General features: G+C 72.8%; 16 protein-coding genes. 6 read left to right on the plus strand and 10 right to left on the minus strand.

Annotated features, from left to right (window positions below; genetic code table 11):
* Window positions 1-149: 149 nt before the first annotated feature.
* The 5 genes from LL946_RS14320 to LL946_RS14340 are packed head-to-tail and all read right to left on the minus strand — an operon-like array spanning window position 150 to window position 4349.
* Window positions 150-683, minus strand: a complete 534-nt coding sequence (locus LL946_RS14320) for a hypothetical protein (protein WP_404381754.1) — start codon at window positions 681-683, stop codon at window positions 150-152.
* Window positions 680-2158: a DUF58 domain-containing protein gene (locus LL946_RS14325; protein WP_404381756.1), complete on the minus strand. Its 1479-nt coding sequence runs from the start codon at window positions 2156-2158 to the stop codon at window positions 680-682. Before LL946_RS14325 ends, LL946_RS14320 begins: the two co-directional genes overlap by 4 nt.
* Window positions 2155-3150: an AAA family ATPase gene (locus LL946_RS14330; protein ID WP_404381758.1), complete on the minus strand. Its 996-nt coding sequence runs from the start codon at window positions 3148-3150 to the stop codon at window positions 2155-2157. The genes LL946_RS14325 and LL946_RS14330 overlap by 4 nt, the downstream gene beginning before the upstream one ends.
* Window positions 3151-3648 carry a hypothetical protein gene (locus tag LL946_RS14335; protein ID WP_404381760.1) on the minus strand — a complete coding sequence of 166 codons (498 nt, stop codon included), beginning with the start codon at window positions 3646-3648 and terminating at the stop codon, window positions 3151-3153.
* Window positions 3645-4349 carry a DUF4129 domain-containing protein gene (locus LL946_RS14340; RefSeq protein ID WP_404381762.1) on the minus strand — a complete coding sequence of 235 codons (705 nt, stop codon included), beginning with the start codon at window positions 4347-4349 and terminating at the stop codon, window positions 3645-3647. Before LL946_RS14340 ends, LL946_RS14335 begins: the two co-directional genes overlap by 4 nt.
* Window positions 4350-4459: 110 nt before the next feature.
* Between LL946_RS14340 and LL946_RS14345 the strand changes: the two genes are divergently transcribed.
* The gene (locus tag LL946_RS14345) at window positions 4460-5149 is read left to right on the plus strand and encodes a hypothetical protein (protein ID WP_404381764.1); all 690 of its coding nucleotides are present in this window, start codon (window positions 4460-4462) and stop codon (window positions 5147-5149) included.
* Between the two features lie 144 nt (window positions 5150-5293).
* Here LL946_RS14345 and valS read toward each other — a convergent pair whose 3' ends face one another.
* The 4 genes from valS to eccD form a co-directional block, all read right to left on the minus strand.
* Complete coding sequence (valS, locus tag LL946_RS14350; protein WP_404381766.1) at window positions 5294-7951, minus strand: valine--tRNA ligase; 2658 nt, start codon at window positions 7949-7951, stop codon at window positions 5294-5296.
* Window positions 7952-8085: 134 nt separating this feature from the next.
* Window positions 8086-9294 carry a S8 family serine peptidase gene (locus tag LL946_RS14355; RefSeq protein ID WP_404386915.1) on the minus strand — a complete coding sequence of 403 codons (1209 nt, stop codon included), beginning with the start codon at window positions 9292-9294 and terminating at the stop codon, window positions 8086-8088.
* A complete protein-coding gene (gene eccB, locus LL946_RS14360; RefSeq protein ID WP_404381768.1) occupies window positions 9294-10634 on the minus strand; it encodes a type VII secretion protein EccB in 1341 nt (446 codons plus the stop codon). Before eccB ends, LL946_RS14355 begins: the two co-directional genes overlap by 1 nt.
* A 9-nt stretch (window positions 10635-10643) precedes the next feature.
* Entirely contained in the window at window positions 10644-11975 is a 1332-nt protein-coding gene (eccD, locus tag LL946_RS14365) for a type VII secretion integral membrane protein EccD (protein WP_404381770.1), read from the minus strand.
* Between the two features lie 222 nt (window positions 11976-12197).
* Between eccD and LL946_RS14370 the strand changes: the two genes are divergently transcribed.
* From LL946_RS14370 to LL946_RS14390, 5 genes are all read left to right on the plus strand, one after another.
* The gene (locus LL946_RS14370; protein ID WP_404381772.1) at window positions 12198-12518 is read left to right on the plus strand and encodes a WXG100 family type VII secretion target; all 321 of its coding nucleotides are present in this window, start codon (window positions 12198-12200) and stop codon (window positions 12516-12518) included.
* Complete coding sequence (locus tag LL946_RS14375) at window positions 12518-12811, plus strand: WXG100 family type VII secretion target (RefSeq protein WP_404381774.1); 294 nt, start codon at window positions 12518-12520, stop codon at window positions 12809-12811. Before LL946_RS14370 ends, LL946_RS14375 begins: the two co-directional genes overlap by 1 nt.
* Window positions 12812-12986: 175 nt before the next feature.
* On the plus strand, window positions 12987-13592 hold the full coding sequence (locus tag LL946_RS14380) for a hypothetical protein (protein ID WP_404381776.1): 606 nt from the start codon (window positions 12987-12989) through the stop codon (window positions 13590-13592).
* A 2-nt stretch (window positions 13593-13594) separates the two neighbouring features.
* On the plus strand, window positions 13595-15130 hold the full coding sequence (locus LL946_RS14385) for a S8 family peptidase (RefSeq protein WP_404381778.1): 1536 nt from the start codon (window positions 13595-13597) through the stop codon (window positions 15128-15130).
* Window positions 15117-16640: a hypothetical protein gene (locus tag LL946_RS14390; protein WP_404381780.1), complete on the plus strand. Its 1524-nt coding sequence runs from the start codon at window positions 15117-15119 to the stop codon at window positions 16638-16640. The genes LL946_RS14385 and LL946_RS14390 overlap by 14 nt, the downstream gene beginning before the upstream one ends.
* Before the next feature lie 81 nt (window positions 16641-16721).
* Here LL946_RS14390 and LL946_RS14395 read toward each other — a convergent pair whose 3' ends face one another.
* Complete coding sequence (locus tag LL946_RS14395) at window positions 16722-18323, minus strand: hypothetical protein (RefSeq protein ID WP_404381782.1); 1602 nt, start codon at window positions 18321-18323, stop codon at window positions 16722-16724.
* Between the last annotated feature and the right edge of the window lie 109 nt (window positions 18324-18432).

Raw genomic sequence — 18432 nt, forward strand, 5'->3', positions numbered from 1 at the left:
CGTGCTCTGCTCGGGGCGCTCGACGGCATACGGCTCACGCTCGACCGGCACGGGGCCGTCGGCGCGATCGCCGCCGAGGCTCCCAGCCCGTATGCCGTCCGCCCACAGGCCCCCGCCCGTATGCCGTCCGCCCACCCCGCGCGCCCGGGTCACCGGTCCTTGCGCTGCCCCGAGGGCTCAACGAGGGAGAGCCACAGGGCCAGGCCCAGCGCCGCCAGGGCCGCGAGGGCCGCAAAGGTGACGACCGGATCGCCCTCCGGGCGGGACACCGTCTGGGAGGCGAGCAGTGCCCACACCGGCACGGAGAGGCCGATGACGGCCGCACCTCGGCGCAGCCAGCGCCGCACGCTGGCACGCGGCACGGGTGCCGCTGCGGGCAGCGCCGTCGACAGCGCAGCAGCGAGGTGGATCGTCAGGAGGCCCACCGCCACGAGGAACGTCAGCGCCCAGTCGCGCCAGCCGTCGGGGACGGAGTTGCTCATGAGCCAGTGCACTCCATGCAGCGCGATGAGCAGCGCGGTGAGGCGAGAGGCGGGGTCGATTACGACGAACGGCGTGAGGACGATGAGGACGAAGGCGGCGGCGATCGACCCGAGTGGGCCGACGAGCACGGTGAGCAGGGCGAGCCCGACGGACACGCCTCCGATGAGCGCTCGTAGGACGTTCTGCGAGGGTGACCTCATCGGGTCACGACCCTGGGGGAGCGGCGCTGGCGCGCGATGTCGCGCATGACGAGGTCGAGGGTTCCCGGCCCCACCCACGGCACGATCGGCACGCCGCTGAGCCTGGTCCGGGCCACCTCGCGGGAGCGCTCGAGCAGGCGGAGGCGCCACGCGAGGCGGGCCGAGGGCGAGACCGACTGCTCCGGAACGAGACCGGCGAGCTGCTCGTCGGTGAGGTCGCCCGTGGTCATGGCGCGGGGCAGCGTGTCGACGACGATCGTCGAGGTTCCGCGACGAGCCAGCTGGGCGGCGTGGGCGAGCACCTGCACGGAGACCGCCGGGGTGAGGAAGACGACGAGCGTGCCGGCCGAGACGGGATGCAGCAGCTGCCCGCGCAGCCGCTTCTCGTCGACGACGCCACCGTCGGCGACCCGCACGCGGGCCAGGAGGTCGAGGATGCGGCGGAGCTGGTTGGTGCCCAGTCCGGGTGCGAGCCGTGGGCTCTGGTGCGCGCCGAGGACCTGGAGGCCCACGCGGTCGCCGGCCCGCAGGTAGTGCTCGGCGACGGCTGCGGCGGCTCGCACGCCGTTGTCGAGGCTGCTGCCCTCGCCCTCGAAGCCGGTGCTGCGGCCGAGGTCCTGCATGGCGTCGACGAGGAGCAGGATCTCGCTGTCCTCGTCGGCGTAGGTCGTCGTGACGTGCAGCTCGCCGGTGCGTACCGACACGGGCCAGTGGATCCGCCGGAGCCGGTCACCGAACCGGAAGGCACGGACGTCGGCGAGCTCGCTGCCGTCGCCGTGGTGCCGGGAGCGGCTGCGTCCGACGAGGCCGTCGGGGTCGGGCGCGGGGCTGCGAGCGGAGAACGCCTCGGGAAGCGGAACCGTGGGCACGGGTGGGGCATCCACGGGTCCCGGCTGCCACACGTGGGCACCGAAGGGACCGCTCACGGCACACGTGGCCGGGCCGAGCCGCCGCAGGCCCCAGCGGGTGCTCTGGCACGCGATGTCGAGCTGCCGATCGGCACCGCCCACACCGCCGCCGCCGTCGGCCCCGCTGCCACCACCCACCTCGCCGGCGCCGGCGCCGGTGCTGGCGCCCGCACCGGCACCGGCGACGCCGCCCACGGCCACCGACTGGCTCGCCGGGGTGTAGCGCGTGAAGTCGGTCTCGGTGACCACCATCCCGACGTCCTCGACGCCCGGGCCGGGCTCGATCGTCGCCGTCCACGCGGTCGTCTGTCCCTCACGCAGGACCGAGTGGCGCAGCCAGGCGTGCATCACCGGCGACGCGGTGGGCCGGCGCAGCTGCGACCAGACGGCGACGACGGCGAGCGGGGTCCCGAGAGCGACCGCGTCGGGACGGCGCATGATCGCTCCCACCCCGAGGAGCAGGAGACCCACGACGATCGCGCGGGCGTGCGCCGGCGTGGGTCGCCACCGGGCCGAGAGTGCAGAGCCCTCGGGCGCCTCCGGGACGGCGAGGGGTGTCTGGCTCACGGTCCCTCGAACCCGGTGCGCCTCTCGCCCTCGGTCGGGGAGGGCGTCGGCACCGACGAGAGGATCGAGCTCACGACGCTCTCGGCCGTGACGTCGTTGATCCACAGCTCGGGCCGGACGGTGACACGGTGGTCCAGCGCGGCGTGGGCCACCGCCTTGACGTCCTCGGGGGTGACGTAGTCGCGACCGCGGATCACGGCATACGCGCGGCTTGCGAGCATGAGCGCGAGTGAGCCGCGGGGAGAAGCGCCGAGGACGAGACTCGCGTGCGAGCGGGTCGCGGCGGCGAGGCGCACGCAGTAGCGACCCACGCTCTCGTCGATGGTGACGGTCTCGACGGTGCGTTGCATCTCGACGAACCCGGCGGCGTCGGTGACGGCGGTGACCGTCTGCGCCTCCTGGCGGCGGTCGATCCGGCGGCGGAGGACCTCCCACTCGTCGCCCGAGCCGGGGTAGCCGAACGAGACCCGGAGGAGGAACCGGTCGAGCTGGGCCTCGGGCAGGGGGTAGGTGCCTTCGTACTCGACCGGGTTCGCGGTCGCGAGCACGTGGAAGGGCCGGTCGAGCGCGAACGTCTCGCCCTCGACGGTGATCTGCCCCTCCTGCATCGCCTCGAGCAGCGCGGCCTGCGTCTTGGGCGGGGTGCGGTTGATCTCGTCGGCGAGGAGCAGCTGGGTGAACAGCGGCCCCCGCCGGAAGACGAACTCGTGCGTCCGCTGGTCGTAGATGAACGCGCCGGTGAGGTCGCTGGGCAGCAGGTCGGGCGTGAACTGCGCACGGGCGAAGTCGATCCCGAGCGCCTGCGCGAACGACCGCGCCGCCAGGGTCTTGCCGAGGCCGGGGAAGTCCTCCATGAGCACGTGGCCGCCCGAGAGCAGGCCCGCGAGGACGATCTCGAGGCTCTCGCGCTTGCCCACGACGGCCTGCTCGACCGCCGAGAGGATCCGGGCGCAGTGGTCACTGACCTCGCGCAGGGTGGGGTTGTCGGTCACTCAGTGCTCCTCGAGGGTGGTGATGAACGATGCGAGCTCGCCGGTGGTCACCGGGCGCGGGTTCGCAGAGGTCACGTATGCCGTCAGCTCCGGTCCCAGCGCGGCTCTTGCCGTGTCGTCGGCCGGGTCGGGCGGGAGCCCTCGGCGGGTCAGCTGCGCCTCGGCCGCGGACCGGAGGAGCCGATGCACGTCCGCGCGCGCGACGGCGTCGCCGGCCACTGCAGCGTCGAGGGTCCGGGTCAGAGCGGTGACCCGCCGGTCGCTGCCCCGCACCCGCTCGGGCGTGCCGGCACTCGTCGTCCACTCGACCTCTCGGTGGGCGCGGACGAGCCAGATGGCCAGGGCGGACACGGCCAGCAGCAGCGCCGTGGACGCGGCGAGCAGGAGGACGCGGTCGAGGACGGGGACGAGCGACACGAGCACACCGAGCAGCGCCGCCGCGCCGACGGCGGCCGCGACCTCGTTCCCACGCACCAGCGCGACGAGCCGCTGCCTCACCGTGGCGCGCTCCCACCCATGGCGCGCAGGGGCCGCATGAGGTCCTCGCGCACCGACCGCAGCGCCTCGCGGGCGGCCTCGCGCTGCCCCTCGCCGATCTCGTGGGCCGAGAAGCGCGCCTCACGGTAGAGGTTGGCCAACCGTTGGATGGCGGGACGGTCGACGTCGTAGTCGGCGAGCACCGCGGCGACGAGCTCGGTCGGCGTGCGCGAGAGGTCGTCGTCGATGCCGACCTCCCCGGCCGTGCGTTCGAGCGTGAGCCAGGCGTTGATCACCGCCTCGCTCGAGGTCCCTCGGTCGAGGTGCGCCTCGCTCTCGCGGACGCCGGCGAGGAGGACGTCGGGCAGGACGGGGGCGGCGACCTCGTCCTTGGGCGTGACGGGGTCGCGGCGCAGCTGTCGCAGGACCGCTCGGACGACGAGGGCGACGATGACGACGACGATGGCGACGAGGACCACCCGCAACGTCCAGGCGACGACGTTCGCGATGAGCTCGTTGTCCTCGACCCGCCTCACCCGCTCGTTGCCGGTGGTGCGGCGGTCACCGGTTCCGGGTTCCACGAGCTCGCCGAACTCCTCGTCGGTGGGGGGACTGAGCCCGGGTGTGGTGAAGGCCGCGATGGGCCCGGCGCCAGAGACCCAGGCGGCGAGCAGGAGGGTGGTGGCGGCACCTGCCGCCCACGCCCATGTCCGTCGCCCCATGGGACGTGACCCTATGCCTCGCGGGTCGGCCGTGGACGGAGAACCGACCCGTGAGGACACGTTCGAGAGGGGGGTGGCGGAGCGGAGGAGGAACCGGCAAGGTGGGCCACGTGGCCACCCCCTTCCGACTTCGTGCCGGCGACACCGGACCGGTCCAGCAGTCGCCGGTGACGTGCGGGTCGGCGTGCCTCACCGTCGCGCGGATGCTCGTCGACCCGGTCTTCGCCAGCTGGGTGCGCACCGGCACTCCCAACCCGCCGGGCTCCCCGGCGGGCGACACGGAGGCGGAGCGCTTCGCGGCATACGAGCGGGTCGTCATGCGCCGCACCAACGGGATGTTCACCGGTCCGGGAAGGGTGGGTGTGCCGTGGCCCCGCGCGCTGGGGACGCCACCGTGGGGAGCCAAGCGCGAGCTCGAGTACGGCGCCGCCACCACCGGGACGCTCTACGACGTGGACGCGGTGCGCGCGCTGTCGGGGTCCGGGCTGCGCAGCGCCTTCGAGCGTCTCGTCGACGTCGTCGCCGAGGGTGAGCCGGGGCTCCTCTACGTCGGCAACGCCCGGCTGCCGCGCCACGTCGTGCTCGTCCTGCCCGGCGACGGCGACCGGGTCCTCGACGTCTACGACCCCGGCACGGGCAGGGTCGGTCACCTCCGGCGCGACACCGTGGTCGAGCACCGCATGGGGCTCAGCGGCTGGGACGTGCCGTGGTTCGTCGTGCAGCCCACCGGGCACCGGAGGATCCGTGCCTGGGCGGCGAAGCGGTCGATGAGCGGCGTACGGGCACCCTCGAACGCCTGACGCGTCCTTGCGCAGCACGCCCAGCGTGATGAGGGCCAGCCCCGACGAGGTGGGCGACACCGACGACCCCGTATGTCGCGAATGCGGCTGCCGCTGCCGGCTCGAGTCGCCGGCGGCTCGTGGGCGTCGTCGGTGTCGCCGTGGTCACTGCTGGGGCTTCGGCTTCTCCACCGGGATGAGCTCGACGTCCCGGGCTCCCCACGCGTCGCCGGCGACGAGGTCGAGGGGGCCGGTGATCTTACCGGCCGAGCGCAGGTCGCCCTCGCCCGCGCGGACGTGGTCGAGCAGGGCCTCGGGACCGGTGAGCGTGATCCGCGCGACCTCAGCCCGCATCGACAGCTTGGCCTCGGACTTGCTCTTGCGCACGGTCGCCAGTGCCGCGCCCACCGCGGCGAGCATGCCCGGGTCGACGTCGTCGTCGGCGACCGCGACCTCGTCGACGGTCGGCCAGGTGGTGAGGTGCACCGAGCCGTCGTGCCACCACGACCACGCCTCCTCGGTGGCGTAGGGGAGGAACGGCGCGAGCAGCCGGAGGACGACGTCGAGGGCGATCCGCAGGGTCGCCCGGGCCGACGCGGCCTCCGCGTCACCCTGGGAGCCGTAGGCACGGTCCTTGACGAGCTCGAGGTAGTCGTCGCAGAAGGTCCAGAAGAAGGTCTCGGTGGCCTCGAGCGAGCGGGTGTAGTCCCACGACTCGAAGCCGGCCGTGGCCTTCTCGACGACCTCGCGCAGCCCGGCGAGCAGCGCCCGGTCGAGCGGGTTGGTCACCTGCGCCGCAAGGTCGCCGTCGCCGTCCACCTCACCGAACGAGAGCGCGAACTTCGAGGCGTTGAGGACCTTGATCGCCAGGCGGCGGCCAACCTTCATCTGGCCGACGTCGTAGGCGGCGTCGGTGCCGAGGCGACCCGAGGCGGCCCAGTATCGGACGGCGTCGGCGGAGTGCTCGCGCAGGACGTCCTCGGGGGTGACGACGTTGCCCTTGGACTTGCTCATCTTCTTGCGGTCGGGGTCGAGGATCCAGCCGCTGATCGCGGCGTGGGTCCACGGCACCGTGCCGTGCTCGAAGAAGGCGCGCACGACGGTCGCGAACAGCCAGGTGCGGATGATGTCGTGGCCCTGGGGGCGCACGTCCATCGGGAAGACCTTGGCGAACACCGGGTCCGTCGTCACGGCACCGGACTCGTCGACGCTTCGCCAGCCACCGGCGATCTGCGGCGAGAGGGACGACGTCGCCCAGGTGTCGAGCACGTCGGGGTCACCGATGAAGCCACCGGCCTGGCCGCGCTGGGACTCGTCGTAGCCCTCGGGCGCCTGCGACACGGGGTCGATCGGCAGCGACTCCTCGGTCGGCACGATGGGGGAGTCCCACACCGGCTCGCCCTCGGCGTCGAGGGGGTACCAGACCGGGATCGGCACACCGAAGAACCGCTGACGCGAGACGAGCCAGTCGCCGTTGAGGCCCGCGACCCAGTTGGCGTAGCGGGACCGCATGAACGTCGGGTGGAAGTCGATCGACTGGCCCTGCCCGATGAGCTTCTCGTTGAGGTCGGCGTCGCGACCGCCGTTGCGGATGTACCACTGGCGCGAGGTGACGATCTCGAGCGGCTTCTCGCCGCGCTCGTAGAAGTTGGCCTTGCGCTGGGTCGCCTTGGGCTCGCCGTCGAGGTCGCCCGACGCGCGCAGGGCGGCGACGACGAGCTCGCGGGCGGAGTGCACGGTCTTGCCGGCGAGCTCGCCGAAGAGCTCGGCGCCCGGCCCGCCGGCGATCCACTCCGGCGTCTCGGTCTGCACGCGTCCCTGGCGGGTGATCACTGACCGGGTGGGCAGCTGCAGCTCGCGCCACCAGATGACGTCGGTGAGGTCACCGAAGGTGCAGCACATGAGGATCCCGGAGCCCTTGTCGATCTCGGCCAGGGGGTGCGCCACCACGGGGACCTCGACGCCGAACAACGGTGAGCGGACCGTGGAACCGAACAGGCCGGCATACCGCTCGTCGTCGGGGTGGGCGATGAGCGCGACGACCGAGGGAATGAGCTCGGGACGGGTGGTCTCGATGTGGATCGGACCTTGGGGTCCGTGGAAGGCGACCCGGTGGAACGCGCCCGGGTAGTCACGCGCCTCGAGCTCGGCCTGCGCGACCGCCGTCTGGAAGGTGACGTCCCAGAGGCCAGGGGCCTCGGCCTGGTACGCCTCGCCGCGAGCGAGGTTGCGCAGGAACGCCTGCTGGGCCGTCGCCCGCGAGTGGTCGTCGATCGTGCGGTAGGAGATCCCCCAGTCGAACGACTGCCCCAGGCGCCGGAAGAGCGACTCGAACGCCTTCTCGTCCTCGACGGTCAGCTCGTCGCAGAGCTCGATGAAGTTCTGGCGCGAGATCGGCATCGCGTCGCCGGCGCGCAGGCTCTTGGCGTCGCCGCGGTGGGGCGGCACGAACGACGGGTCGTGGGGCAGCGAGGCGTCGCCGCGCACGCCGTAGTAGTTCTGCACGCGCTTCTCTGTCGGCAGGCCGTTGTCGTCCCAGCCGATCGGGTAGAAGACGTTGAAGCCGGCCATCCGCTTGTAGCGGGCCATGCAGTCGGTGTGCGTGTAGGAGAACACGTGGCCCATGTGCAGGCTGCCCGACGCGGTCGGAGGGGGAGTGTCGATCGAGAACACCTGCGAGCGGGGGCCGGCCAGCGCGGCCTCACGGTCGAAGGCGTAGGTCTGCTGCTCCGCCCATACCTGTCCCCACTTGTCCTCGAGGCCGTCCAGCGAGGGGCGCTCCGGAATCGTGGCAGCGCGAGATGGCGTGAGGTCAGCAGACATGCGCGCGATTCTCCCAGAACCTCACCCGCCGTCCCAATTGGGTTCCCCGCTGCCGTATGCCGGCCCACGCAGAGCGTGGGACCCGCGCCCACCGGGGCGATGCGTCCTCGCGTCGCGCGCCGAGGGCCGTTGCCTCAGGACCGGGGAGCCGTGCGCAGCATCCGTGCCATGCCGAGCGCGAGCACCGCGCCCCCGACCCCGAGGAGGAGCCAGAGGACCGCGCTGCGGTCCGGTGCCCGAGGATCCGATGCGGGGGTGAGGTCGATGGCGGAGACCTGCGGCGGTGGGGTGGGCCGGGCGACCCCACCCGGCGCGACCGGGCCCGAGACCGTCTCGTCGAGCACCGCGGTCATGGCCTCGTAGGGCTGGACGACTCCCCAACCGGCCGCGTCGTTGCGGACCGTGCGGGAGCCGCGGGAGGCGGTGGCCTCGAGCCGGTGGGCGATGACCGCGGGGGAGGCGGCCGGGAGCTCCTGCCGCAACAGGGCGGCGGCGCCCGCGACGTAGGCGGTCGCGTAGCTGCTCGACTGCTGCTCCTGGGAGAACACGCAGTCACCCCAGGACCGGTAGGTGGAGATGATGGTGTCGCCGGGTGCGGCCAGGTCGACCTGCGGACCGCGGATGGAGTTGGCGGTGACGACGTCGGCGGCGTTGGTCGCGGAGACCCCGATGACGCCGGGGTAGGCGGCCGGGTAGCGCAGGCCGTCCTTGGCGTCGGCGGCCTGCTCGCGGTTGCCGGCGGAGGCGACGACGACGACCCCGGCGCGCACCGCGGCGGCCACGGCCGACCGGATGTCGGCGCGGTCCGCGGTCGTCGACAGCGACAGGTTGATGACGTCGGCACCGGCCGACACCGCGTAGGAGATGCCCTTGGCCAGGTTGGCCGACCGCTGCTCCTCCTCGTCGCCCCCGTCCTCGCCGCCGGTGATCTTGACCGGGAGGATGCTGGCGCCGGGGGCGATGCCCACGACTCCGGACCTCTCGCCGATGTCACGCGCGGCGATGATGCCGGCGATGGCCGTCCCGTGACCGGACTCGTCGGTCGTGGCGGGGCCGCCGACAAAGCTCCTGCCGGGCAGGACCGTGCCCCGGGGGAAGTGGACGTTGTCGGCGGCGACGCCGGAGTCGACGACGGCGACGACCACACCGGTGCCGGTGGCGACCGACCAGGCCGTCCGTGCCCCGAGCCGGGCGATCGCCGGTGGCTCCTGTGGCACGTAGCGGGTGACGCCCTCGGTGCACTCCCGCACCTCGGCCTGCGCGGGCGGCGTCGCCGCCGGCACGACGAGGCTGCTCACGACGAGGCCGAGCGCCCCGGCGGCAGTCGTGACGCGGCGGCGCATCACGACGCGGCGGCCACGGTGGTCTGCGCGGCCTCGACGCTGAGCTCGGGCCCGGTGCGGAAGAGCTCGGACCAGGCCTGGGGGACCGGCGCGACGTCCTCGGGCTGGTAGCCCAACCGCTGGAGGAGGTCGGGGGTCGAGCCGTCGATGGCGTACGAGGTGCCGGTCTGGTCGATGGCGAGCAGCGGTCCGGCACTGGGGGACCCGGCCCCGACGGCGCGCACGAGGGCACCGGTGCCGAGGTCCACGGTGGCCTTGGTGACGCCGGCCTCCGGGCGGACCGAGGTCGAGGTCGAGAGGTCGACCCTGGGCTCGCTGCCGCGTGAGGTGGTGAGGGTCGCGCACGGTGCCTCGGTGACGGGGGTGGGCAGCGCCGTGGGCCAGGCAGGGGGAGCAACCCGCTGGGGGCGGACCCGCAGCTGGGTGACCTGTGCCGGGGTCACCGACAGGTCCTCCGTCGTGCTGCCGGAGCCGATCCGGTAGAGCGCATGGGCGACGTCGGGCAGCGGCTCGAGCTCGCCGGCCGCATTGACGAGGTAGCGACGCGCCTGCTGGCCGGCGTTGGCGACGGCGAGGACGCTGCCGACTGTCGCACCCGGCGGTAGCCCCGGCGAGGGCTTGCCGAACTCGTCGAGGCGCAGCGGACCGAGGGCGGGACCGAGCGCGAAGAGGTTGGTCCACACCGCCGGCGCGGCCTGAGGGGGCTGGCCGTCGAGTCCGAGCGCGAGCATGACCGCGGAGAGGTTGGCCGCGGCCACGGGGTAGCGCATCCCGCCGGCGACAACGAACGTCTGCTTGCCCGTCGTCACGATGGTGGCGCCGGCCACGGCGGGGGTGCTCCTGGCCGAGGCGCCCACGGCCGTGGCCACGCCGCCCTCGGGGGCGAGGCAGGACACCCAGCCGCTGTTGGTCAGGGCGTCGGGCGGGGTGAGCGAGTCGGGAGCGCCGAGGATGCCGATCGTGGACCCGCGCTTCTGCTTGGCGAGCTTGTCGTCCGCGACGGTGATGACCTCGAAGCCGCCCGCCGGGATGAGCAGCCGGGCGCTCGTGGTGTTGAGCACAGGGTGGAGCGTCTCCTTGATGGAGATGTAGCGCGCGCCGCTGGTCTTGGCGATGACGAGCTTGTTGTCGCCCCAGTCCTGGGGGAGCGATCCCTTGAGCCAGCCGAAGGCCATGCTCCCGAGCACGAGGACGACAGTCAGCGCGAGCCCACCGATGACGGCCTTCATCGGGCGGTGCGGCTCGACCTCGCGGCCGCCCGGACTGCCGCTGACGAAGGCGGTGGTGAGCCGCCGCTTGCTGAACGACTGGGCCTCGACGAGGTCCTTCTTGGTGGCCACCGACGAGCCTCAGAGGAGGCCGACGGCGAAGGCCGCGAGCGGGAAGAGGGAGACCAGGGCCACGCCCTCGACGGCGTCGGCGATCCGGCCGAGCTGGACCCTCGTGCGCGGAAGCACGAGAGCCAGGGCCACGACGACGGCCGCCGCACCGGCCAGCCCGAGCGCCAGCAGCGGGCGCCAGTCCGGGTGGTTGTGCGCCGCCGAGACGGACGCGACGGCCAGGCCGGTGATGCCTCCGATCATCGCGATGAGCACGGTGGTGCGGGTCCGGCTGTGCCGCGTCCGCAGGAGCGTGGCGACGAAGCCCACGAAGGCCAGCAGGGCGCCCGACGCGCCGGCGGCGACGAGCTGGGGCGTGCACAGGATCATCACCGCGGAGCTGGCCACGCCCAGAGCGACCATGAGCTCGTGGCCGGCGGCGACCTGACGGCGCACCTCCTCGCGCTCGACCTCCGGGACGTCCTCGAAGATCTCCAGGTCCGACTTCGGCGGGTGCGTGGTGAGACGGCTCGTGGAGAGGCCCACCCAGGGCAGGACGTTGCCGACGAGGGCAGCGACGAGGAACGTCGCGGCGGCGACCGTCGTGAGGCTCCACCCGACGAAGTGGCTCAGGCCGCCGAGGGCCACCATCGCCAGGCCCACCGCCGCCGTCGCCCCGACGAGCAGGTGGTGGCGCGTCACGGCCACCGCGTCGAGGACGCCGACCGCCGCGGCACCGGCACCGGCATACAGCAGGCCCTCGCCCCAGAGCGGTGCGTCGGGCACGGCCGCGAAACCGGCGACCCCGGCATACACGACCCCGGTGAGGGCGAGCGCGACCGCAGCGGACGGCTGCTTGCGGACGTGACCGAGGACGGCGGCGGCGCCGACGAGGAGCAGGGCGCACACGCCGGCGAGCGCGGCGATGAGGACGCCGCTGTCTCGGGCGGTGAAGAGCGCGTAGGCCGCGGCGAGGAAGAGGACGACCGACGCGCCGACCGCGGTGCCGGCGCTGTTGGCTGCGGTCCACGGGGTGAACTGCGTCTCGACGAGGTCGGCCACGGCCTCGACGACGTCGTCGTAGACCTTGTCGCCGTCAGGGCGGTTGGGCTCGAGTGCGAGCACGGAGCCGTCCTCGATGCCCTGTGCCGCAAGGCTTCTGTCGCTGTCGACGAGGGAACCGTCTGCGCGCAGCAGCCGGTAGCCGAGGCTCGCAGAGTGCGGTTCGAGCACGCCGAGCTCGCGCGCGAGGTCCGGGATGATCTCCGCCACCGGGATCGACGCGGGGATGCCGAGGTCCGCGCGCCTGGTCCCCGACGACACGGACAGCCGGACGAGCGACGCCGCCGTGCTCTGGCTCACGAGTGTTCCTCCCCGAACGTGCATGACCTCTGGCTCCTCCACCCAGGCGGAGAACGCACCCGAGCATAGACGGGGAGTTCTCCCCATTGGCGACCGGCAAGTGCCCCCGTATGGTCATCCCTGTCAGGACTTCGGGGGACGCGAAAGCCGGGGTCCAACCACCATGAGTGGTCGGGAGGACCTACCGCTCGGTCCTTGGGACCAGGAGAGAAGGGAAGTGACATGGGAAGCCAGAACATCAAGGTCGGCGCCGGCGCCATCGGCAAGAGCGCCCAGATCGTCGACCAGGCGCGCTCGGACCTCAAGCAGAGGCTCAGCACGCTGCAGGGGCAGATGGAGCAGGTGAAGGCTCACTGGGAGGGTGCCGGTGCCGGCGCCTTCCAGAACGTCCAGGTGGCCTGGACGACGCAGGCTCAGGACCTGGTCGACATCCTCGACCACTTCCGCGAGAACCTCGTCAGCAATGACAAGCAGTACACGTCCGACGACCAGATGTCGTCCGACCTGCTCAGCAAGTACAGCTCGCAGATGGGGGGCAAGTGATGGGTGGCCAGAACATCAAGGTCGGCAGCGGCGGTCTCGACACGCTGATCGGCGACATGGTCAAGGGCGTCAACGACCTCAAGACCAAGGTTTCGGACATGGAGAGCGACCTGCGTCCGCACATGGGCGAGTGGGAAGCCGGCGCCAAGGGTGCGTTCGAGGACGTCAAGCGCAAGTGGGGCACCGAGGTCCAGGACCTCAACGAGCTGCTTCTCGACATCAAGAAGGCCGTCGAGCAGTCCAAGGAGGCCTACCTCGCCGGTGAGCTCCGCAACAAGAACAGCTGGTCCTGACCTCCAGGTCATGACGTGACAGGTCGTGCCGGCACCCCGACACCGGGGTGCCGGCACGGGTCGCGTTGCGACGAGGTCGTGGTGAGACGTCGTCGTGGTGAGACGTCGTCGTGGCGCGGCGACCGGGTGACGCAGCATCAGAAGTGACGCAGAACGTTCAGGGGAGGAAGCAGCCGTGGCAGGCGAGAACGAGGTCGAGTACCCGACCGAGACGATGACCACCTTGGCCAACACCAGGCAGACCAAGTGGGACACCGACGCCACCGAGGGCGTCAAGAAGATCCGCGACGCGCTCGCGGACAAGAGCTCCTTCGGTGACCTCCCCGTGCTCGCCTCGTACGGCTCGGTGTTCGAGGAGGTCCGCACGATCTACCTCGAGACCATGCGAGGGGCCAAGGCCGACCTCGAGGCCGTCGCCCAGGGCATCCGCACGTCGGCGCAGCAGATGAAGGGCCGGGACGACCAGGCGGGGGCCGCGTTCGTCGAGCTGTGGCAGCGCTGGGAGAACGGCCCGCTCGAGAGCACGCGCAACCACGAGCAGGCCTCGTCCACCGAGTCCGCCCAGACCGCCGCCGAGACGGCGGACGCCGCCGAGACCTCGACGCCCGGCGAGCCCGGGCAGCCCGGCAGCGACGGCGGCGAGATCCCGACCGGCGAGAACCCCGACACCGAGGCCGAGGGCCAGATGCCCACGAGCGACACCCCGCCGGCCTCGGGGGACGACGACACCAGCACCTACGACGCCACCGCCGGTCAGCCGCAGTCGCCCTACGCCCGCTGACCATGCCTGCCATCCGCTCGCTCCACCTCCGTCGCGTGCTCGGCGCGGCCGCAGCCGGCGCTGTCGTCGCCGTGCCGCTCGTCGGCGTGCCCGCCGCCACGGCTGACCCGCTCGACGACGGCCAGTGGTGGCGGACCGCGATGGGGGTCGACGAGCTCAACCGGGCAGGCGCCGGGCAGGGCGTCACGGTCGCCGTCATCGACGGGCCGATCGACCCCAGCGTCCCCGAGCTCGACGGTCGGGTGGCGTCCTCGAGCACCGAGTGCCTGACGAAGACCGGCGGCCGCCAGTCCTCGACGGCGAAGGGAGCCGCAGCGGACCACGCGACGAGCATGGCCTCCCTCATCGTCGGCAGCGGCAAGGGCACGGCTGCGGGCGGTCGCGGCATGGCGGGGATCGCGCCGCGAGCGACGCTGCGCCACTACGCCGTGCTCTACGCCGGCACCACCGACGGCGACCGGGACGGTTGCCGCCTCGACGACACGGGACTCGACCAGTCGGGCGAGGCGACGGCCCGGGCCATCCGCCAGGCCGTCAAGGACGGCGCCAAGGTGCTGAGCATCAGCCTCTCGGTGGACTACGACGCGGAGCTCGTGGCAGCGCTGCTCGATGCCTACAGGGCTGGCGCGATCGTCGTCGGGTCCACCAACAACGACGCCCGCAACGTCTTCTGGCCCGGGATCGGCAACGGGGTCGTCACGGTGACCCACGTCGACTCCGAGGGCAACCTCGACTCCAGCGCCCTGCGCAAGAGCCCGCTGCTCGACTTCGCAGCACCCGGGAGCAAGGTGGTCTCCGGTGCGTCGGGCTCGTCCGGTTGGCGCAGTGACGTCCTCGGGGACGGTGCGTCACAGGCCACGGCCATCACCTCCGGCGGTCTGGCCGCGATCTGGTCGGCACACCCCGACGCCACCGGCAACCAGGTGCTCCAGGCGGCCCGTCAGGCCGTGGGTATGCGGGCCAAGGACGGCAAGTACTTCACGTGGTTCCGACGGGTCGGCAGCAACCTCCCGGCCGCGACGGGCAAGACCGAGTCCTACGGGTTCGGCATCTTCGCCCCGGCGGATGCGGTCAAGCTCGATGTGGCCACCCTCCCTGACACCAACCCGATGGTCGTCGACAAGGGGGTCGTCCAGCCGACGGCCGAGGAGATCGCGGCGGCAACGGCGGGGTCGGCGGACGCCTCGCCCAGCACCTCGTCGAGCGGCTCGCCGGCACCGTCGGAGTCCGCCACCTCCGGTGCCACGGGCTCGCCCACGGCGGACACCGGCGAGGACGACGCTACCTCCGGTGAGGGCTCCACCCTCCCGTGGCTGGTCGGCGGGCTCGCCGTCGTGGCCGTCCTGGCCGCGCTGTTCCTCGTGCTGCGGCGCAGGGGCGGCGGACCGGACGGGTCCGCTCGCGCGACACCGTCCCCAGATCCTCGTGACACGCACGACACGCACGACACGCACGAGACGCAGGACACGCACGACACGACGGCAGCGACGGATGGGGTCGCTGCCACGACGAAGGAGCACAGTCATGGCGCTAGTTGACGGTGGCGGGGGCGGACCCACGCTCAACCCCAAGGCCAAGCACTTCGAGCGAGAGCTGTTCAAGGTCTTCTCGACGAGCACGTCGACCATCTGGTTGACGCAGGAGGACTGGCGCGGGGCCAAGACGAAGCTCGAGGACCTCGCCAAGGACGTCCGTCAGGTGCGGACCGAGCTCCAGGCGCCGTCCGACGGGGGTCGGGGCTGGCAGGGTCCTGCCGCCGAGGCCGCGCTGTCCAGCCTCGAGAAGCTCGGCTCCACGCTCGACGGTCACGCGGGCAAGATCGGGGACGTCGACACGAGCCTGGGTCAGGTCTACAAGGCCATCGGTGACGCCAGGTCCGCGTGGTACTCCGACGTGGCCAGCATCTCGACCTACGTCGACCCGGCCGACCACACGAGGCTTCCGGCGCCCTACCTTCCGACGGCCGAGAACCGCGCCAAGTACAGCGTCCCCGACGCCGAGGCGGCCGCTGCGGCGGAGGACGCCCTGTGGGAGCAGCGCAACCAGGCGGCCAAGCGTGTCCTCGACCAGCTCGGGGCCGACACCCAGACGGCCACCGGCACGATGCCGATCGAGACCAAAACCAGGTCCGAGACGCCCTACAGCAGCAACGGTCCCGGCCCGAGCACGAACTACTCGTCCGGGACGGCCACGCAGTCCGGTGGCCCCAGCTACCAGATCGGTTCGCCGGTCGGACCCGGCCTCCAGGTGCACCCCACCGACCCCGACCGGGACCCGGACGTCGAGCAGATCCCGATCCCCAACCCCGAGGAGCCGACACCCATCTCGATCGGCTGCCCCGGCCCGCAGACCGAGGTCGTCGACCCGATCAGCTCCGACGGCGACGTCACCGGCTCGACAGGTGTGAGCACCGGCCCGGCCGGCACCACGTCGGCCTCCCACGCGGTCGGCGGCGGCGGCGGGGGCCTCGGTGTCGCAGCCGGTGGCATCGGCACGGGCGCAGCGGGCCTCGGCGGCCTGCTCGGTGCCCGTGGGGGTGGCATGTTCGGCACCCGTGGTGGCGGAGTGGTTCCCGCAGGCGGCGCACAGGGCCGGTCGACGGGCGCCGGCGGCCGCGGCGCCAACGGCTCCGGCAGCTCGGCCGGACGCTCCGGCGGGGCGGCCGGACGCTCCGGACAGGTCATCCCGGGTGGTGGGCAGGGCCGGGCGGCCTCAGCCTCGCGCACCAGCGCGGTCAAGGGCGCGAGCGGCTCGGGACGCTACGGCGTGCCCAAGCTCGACGGCAGCAAGGGCACCGTCGTCCCGGGTTCGGGCAAGGCCGCCAAGGGTGGTGCCCGGAGCGGAACCAGCAGTCGTGGACCCGCTGCGCGCGGCGCGGCGGCCCCCGGTCGCGGCGGCACGGGCGCAGGCGCGGCGGGCGTGGCCGGTGGCGGGGGCTCGCGCAAGGGAGACCGCGAGACCTCCCAGGACGTCGATCACCTCACGCACGAGAACGAGGAGACCTGGTACGACGGCACCGAGGACGCCAGCCCCCAGGTCTGGCAGTAGCCGCCCTCGGGGCGGCATCAGCCGGCACGACTTCAGCCGGCACGGCATCAGCCGGCACCACACCGGCCGCGGCGGGTGACCTCAGCCCGAGGTCATCCGCCGCACGGCTTCGACACCACCCGCGGCCACGATCCCCAGGGGCAGCGACAGGGCCACGGTCGCCGTCTCGAGGGCGTCGGCGAACCGCGACATGCGGGTCGACCGGTAGCCGCGCACGATCGCGGTCGCGCTGAGCACACTGACCCACGCCACGGCCGTTGCGACGAGGAAGAGAACCAGCGTGGCGCCGGACCAGCCGGTCGCCAGCAGGGCGTGGGCCGCCGCGAGGAGCAGGGACGCACAGGCGGCGAGCATGCTGTAGCGGGGCAGACGGTCGCGCACCGACCGCGACTGGTAGCCGCACGCGAGCGCGGCCACGACGAGGACGGCCACGGCACCCCAGCGCGTCACGGCGTCACCGGGTGTCGAGCTCACGAGGAGCCACCCGCCGACGGCCGTGGTGAGGGACAGGTATGCCGTGCCGATCGCGACGATCTCGCGAGCGGCGTCGAACCGCTGCCGCATGTCGCCACGGGTGACGCGCTTGCGCCGCCCGAGCCCTCGTTCGCGCACCGACCAGATCGTCGTCGACAGTCGCTCGGTGTCGACGAGCTGGTTGGCGTCGACCGTGAGGCTGCTCGTGGGCAGCAGGCGCATGAGCAGGGGGCCGAGACCGGTGACGACGGCGGCGATCGAGGGCCCCGGCCAGTCGAGGACGGTCCCGAGGCCGACGAGCAGCCCCAGCCCGCCGATCGCGGACATGACGGTCCGGTCACCCGGTGAGTCGACCTCGACCCGCGACCGCGTGATCGCCAGGGCGAGCACGGCGACGGCACAGCCGACGACCACGGCGACCGACTCGCGCCCGGGGGAGTCGGGGAGGGGGAAGGTGAGGCCTGCGGCGAGGCCGAGGGCCGGCGCGGTCGCCGCGGCGGTGAAGCGGTGGACCCGGTCGCTGCCCAACGCCGCGAGCCCGATGGCGCCGGCCGCGAGGAGGCCGGCGGCCACGGTCGGCATCCAGGCCGAGGCGGCGCCCCACGTCGTGAGCCGCTCGCCCTGTGGACCGCCTGCGCGAGCCAGGCTCCAGCCGGCGACGAGGCTGACGACCGCGCCGAACGCGGCAGAGAGCCAGATGAGCTGCGACGCGGTGGTGGGCAGCGGTGACCCGACCGGCCCGCGACGGACCTCGCGGACCCGGGTGAGCTCGGACCGGGGGCCGGTGACCTCCGGCAGGTCCTGGGGCGAGGGCTCGCCACGGCGTCGGGTCGACTCGTCGACCTCCCGGCTCAGCGGCGCCGCGGGCTCGTCACGGTGTCGTCCGCCGGAGCCAGCGGGCGCACTCGAGCGTGCTCCTCCCGCGCTTCGGCCCCGGTCCAGGTTGAGGATGTCGCGCGTCACGGCGTGCGTCGTCACGGGGACGACGCTGAGGATCGAGCCGGTCGGCACGGAGTCGTCGAACGCGTCGTGCGGACCGAGCACGCGACCGCTGGGTGTGGCGATGGCGTGGGGGTTGGCACGTGAGGCGATGCCGAGGACCGAGAGGACGTCGGTGACCCGGGCGCCGTAGGGCACGACGAGGTCGTAGCGACGGTCGCCAGCGTTGAGGCTGATCTGGAGCCCCGCGGACGTGTCCGTACCCGGCATACCGTCCCCTCCCTCTCCCACGACACGGTCACCACGAAGAATAGGCCGCGCCCCCACGTGCGTGGTGCGCCACCTCCACGTCGGCTGCGGCCACGGGATAAGTTGACCC

The sequence above is a fragment of the Knoellia locipacati genome, assembly GCF_044791685.1.
GTDB lineage: Bacteria > Actinomycetota > Actinomycetes > Actinomycetales > Dermatophilaceae > Knoellia > Knoellia locipacati_A.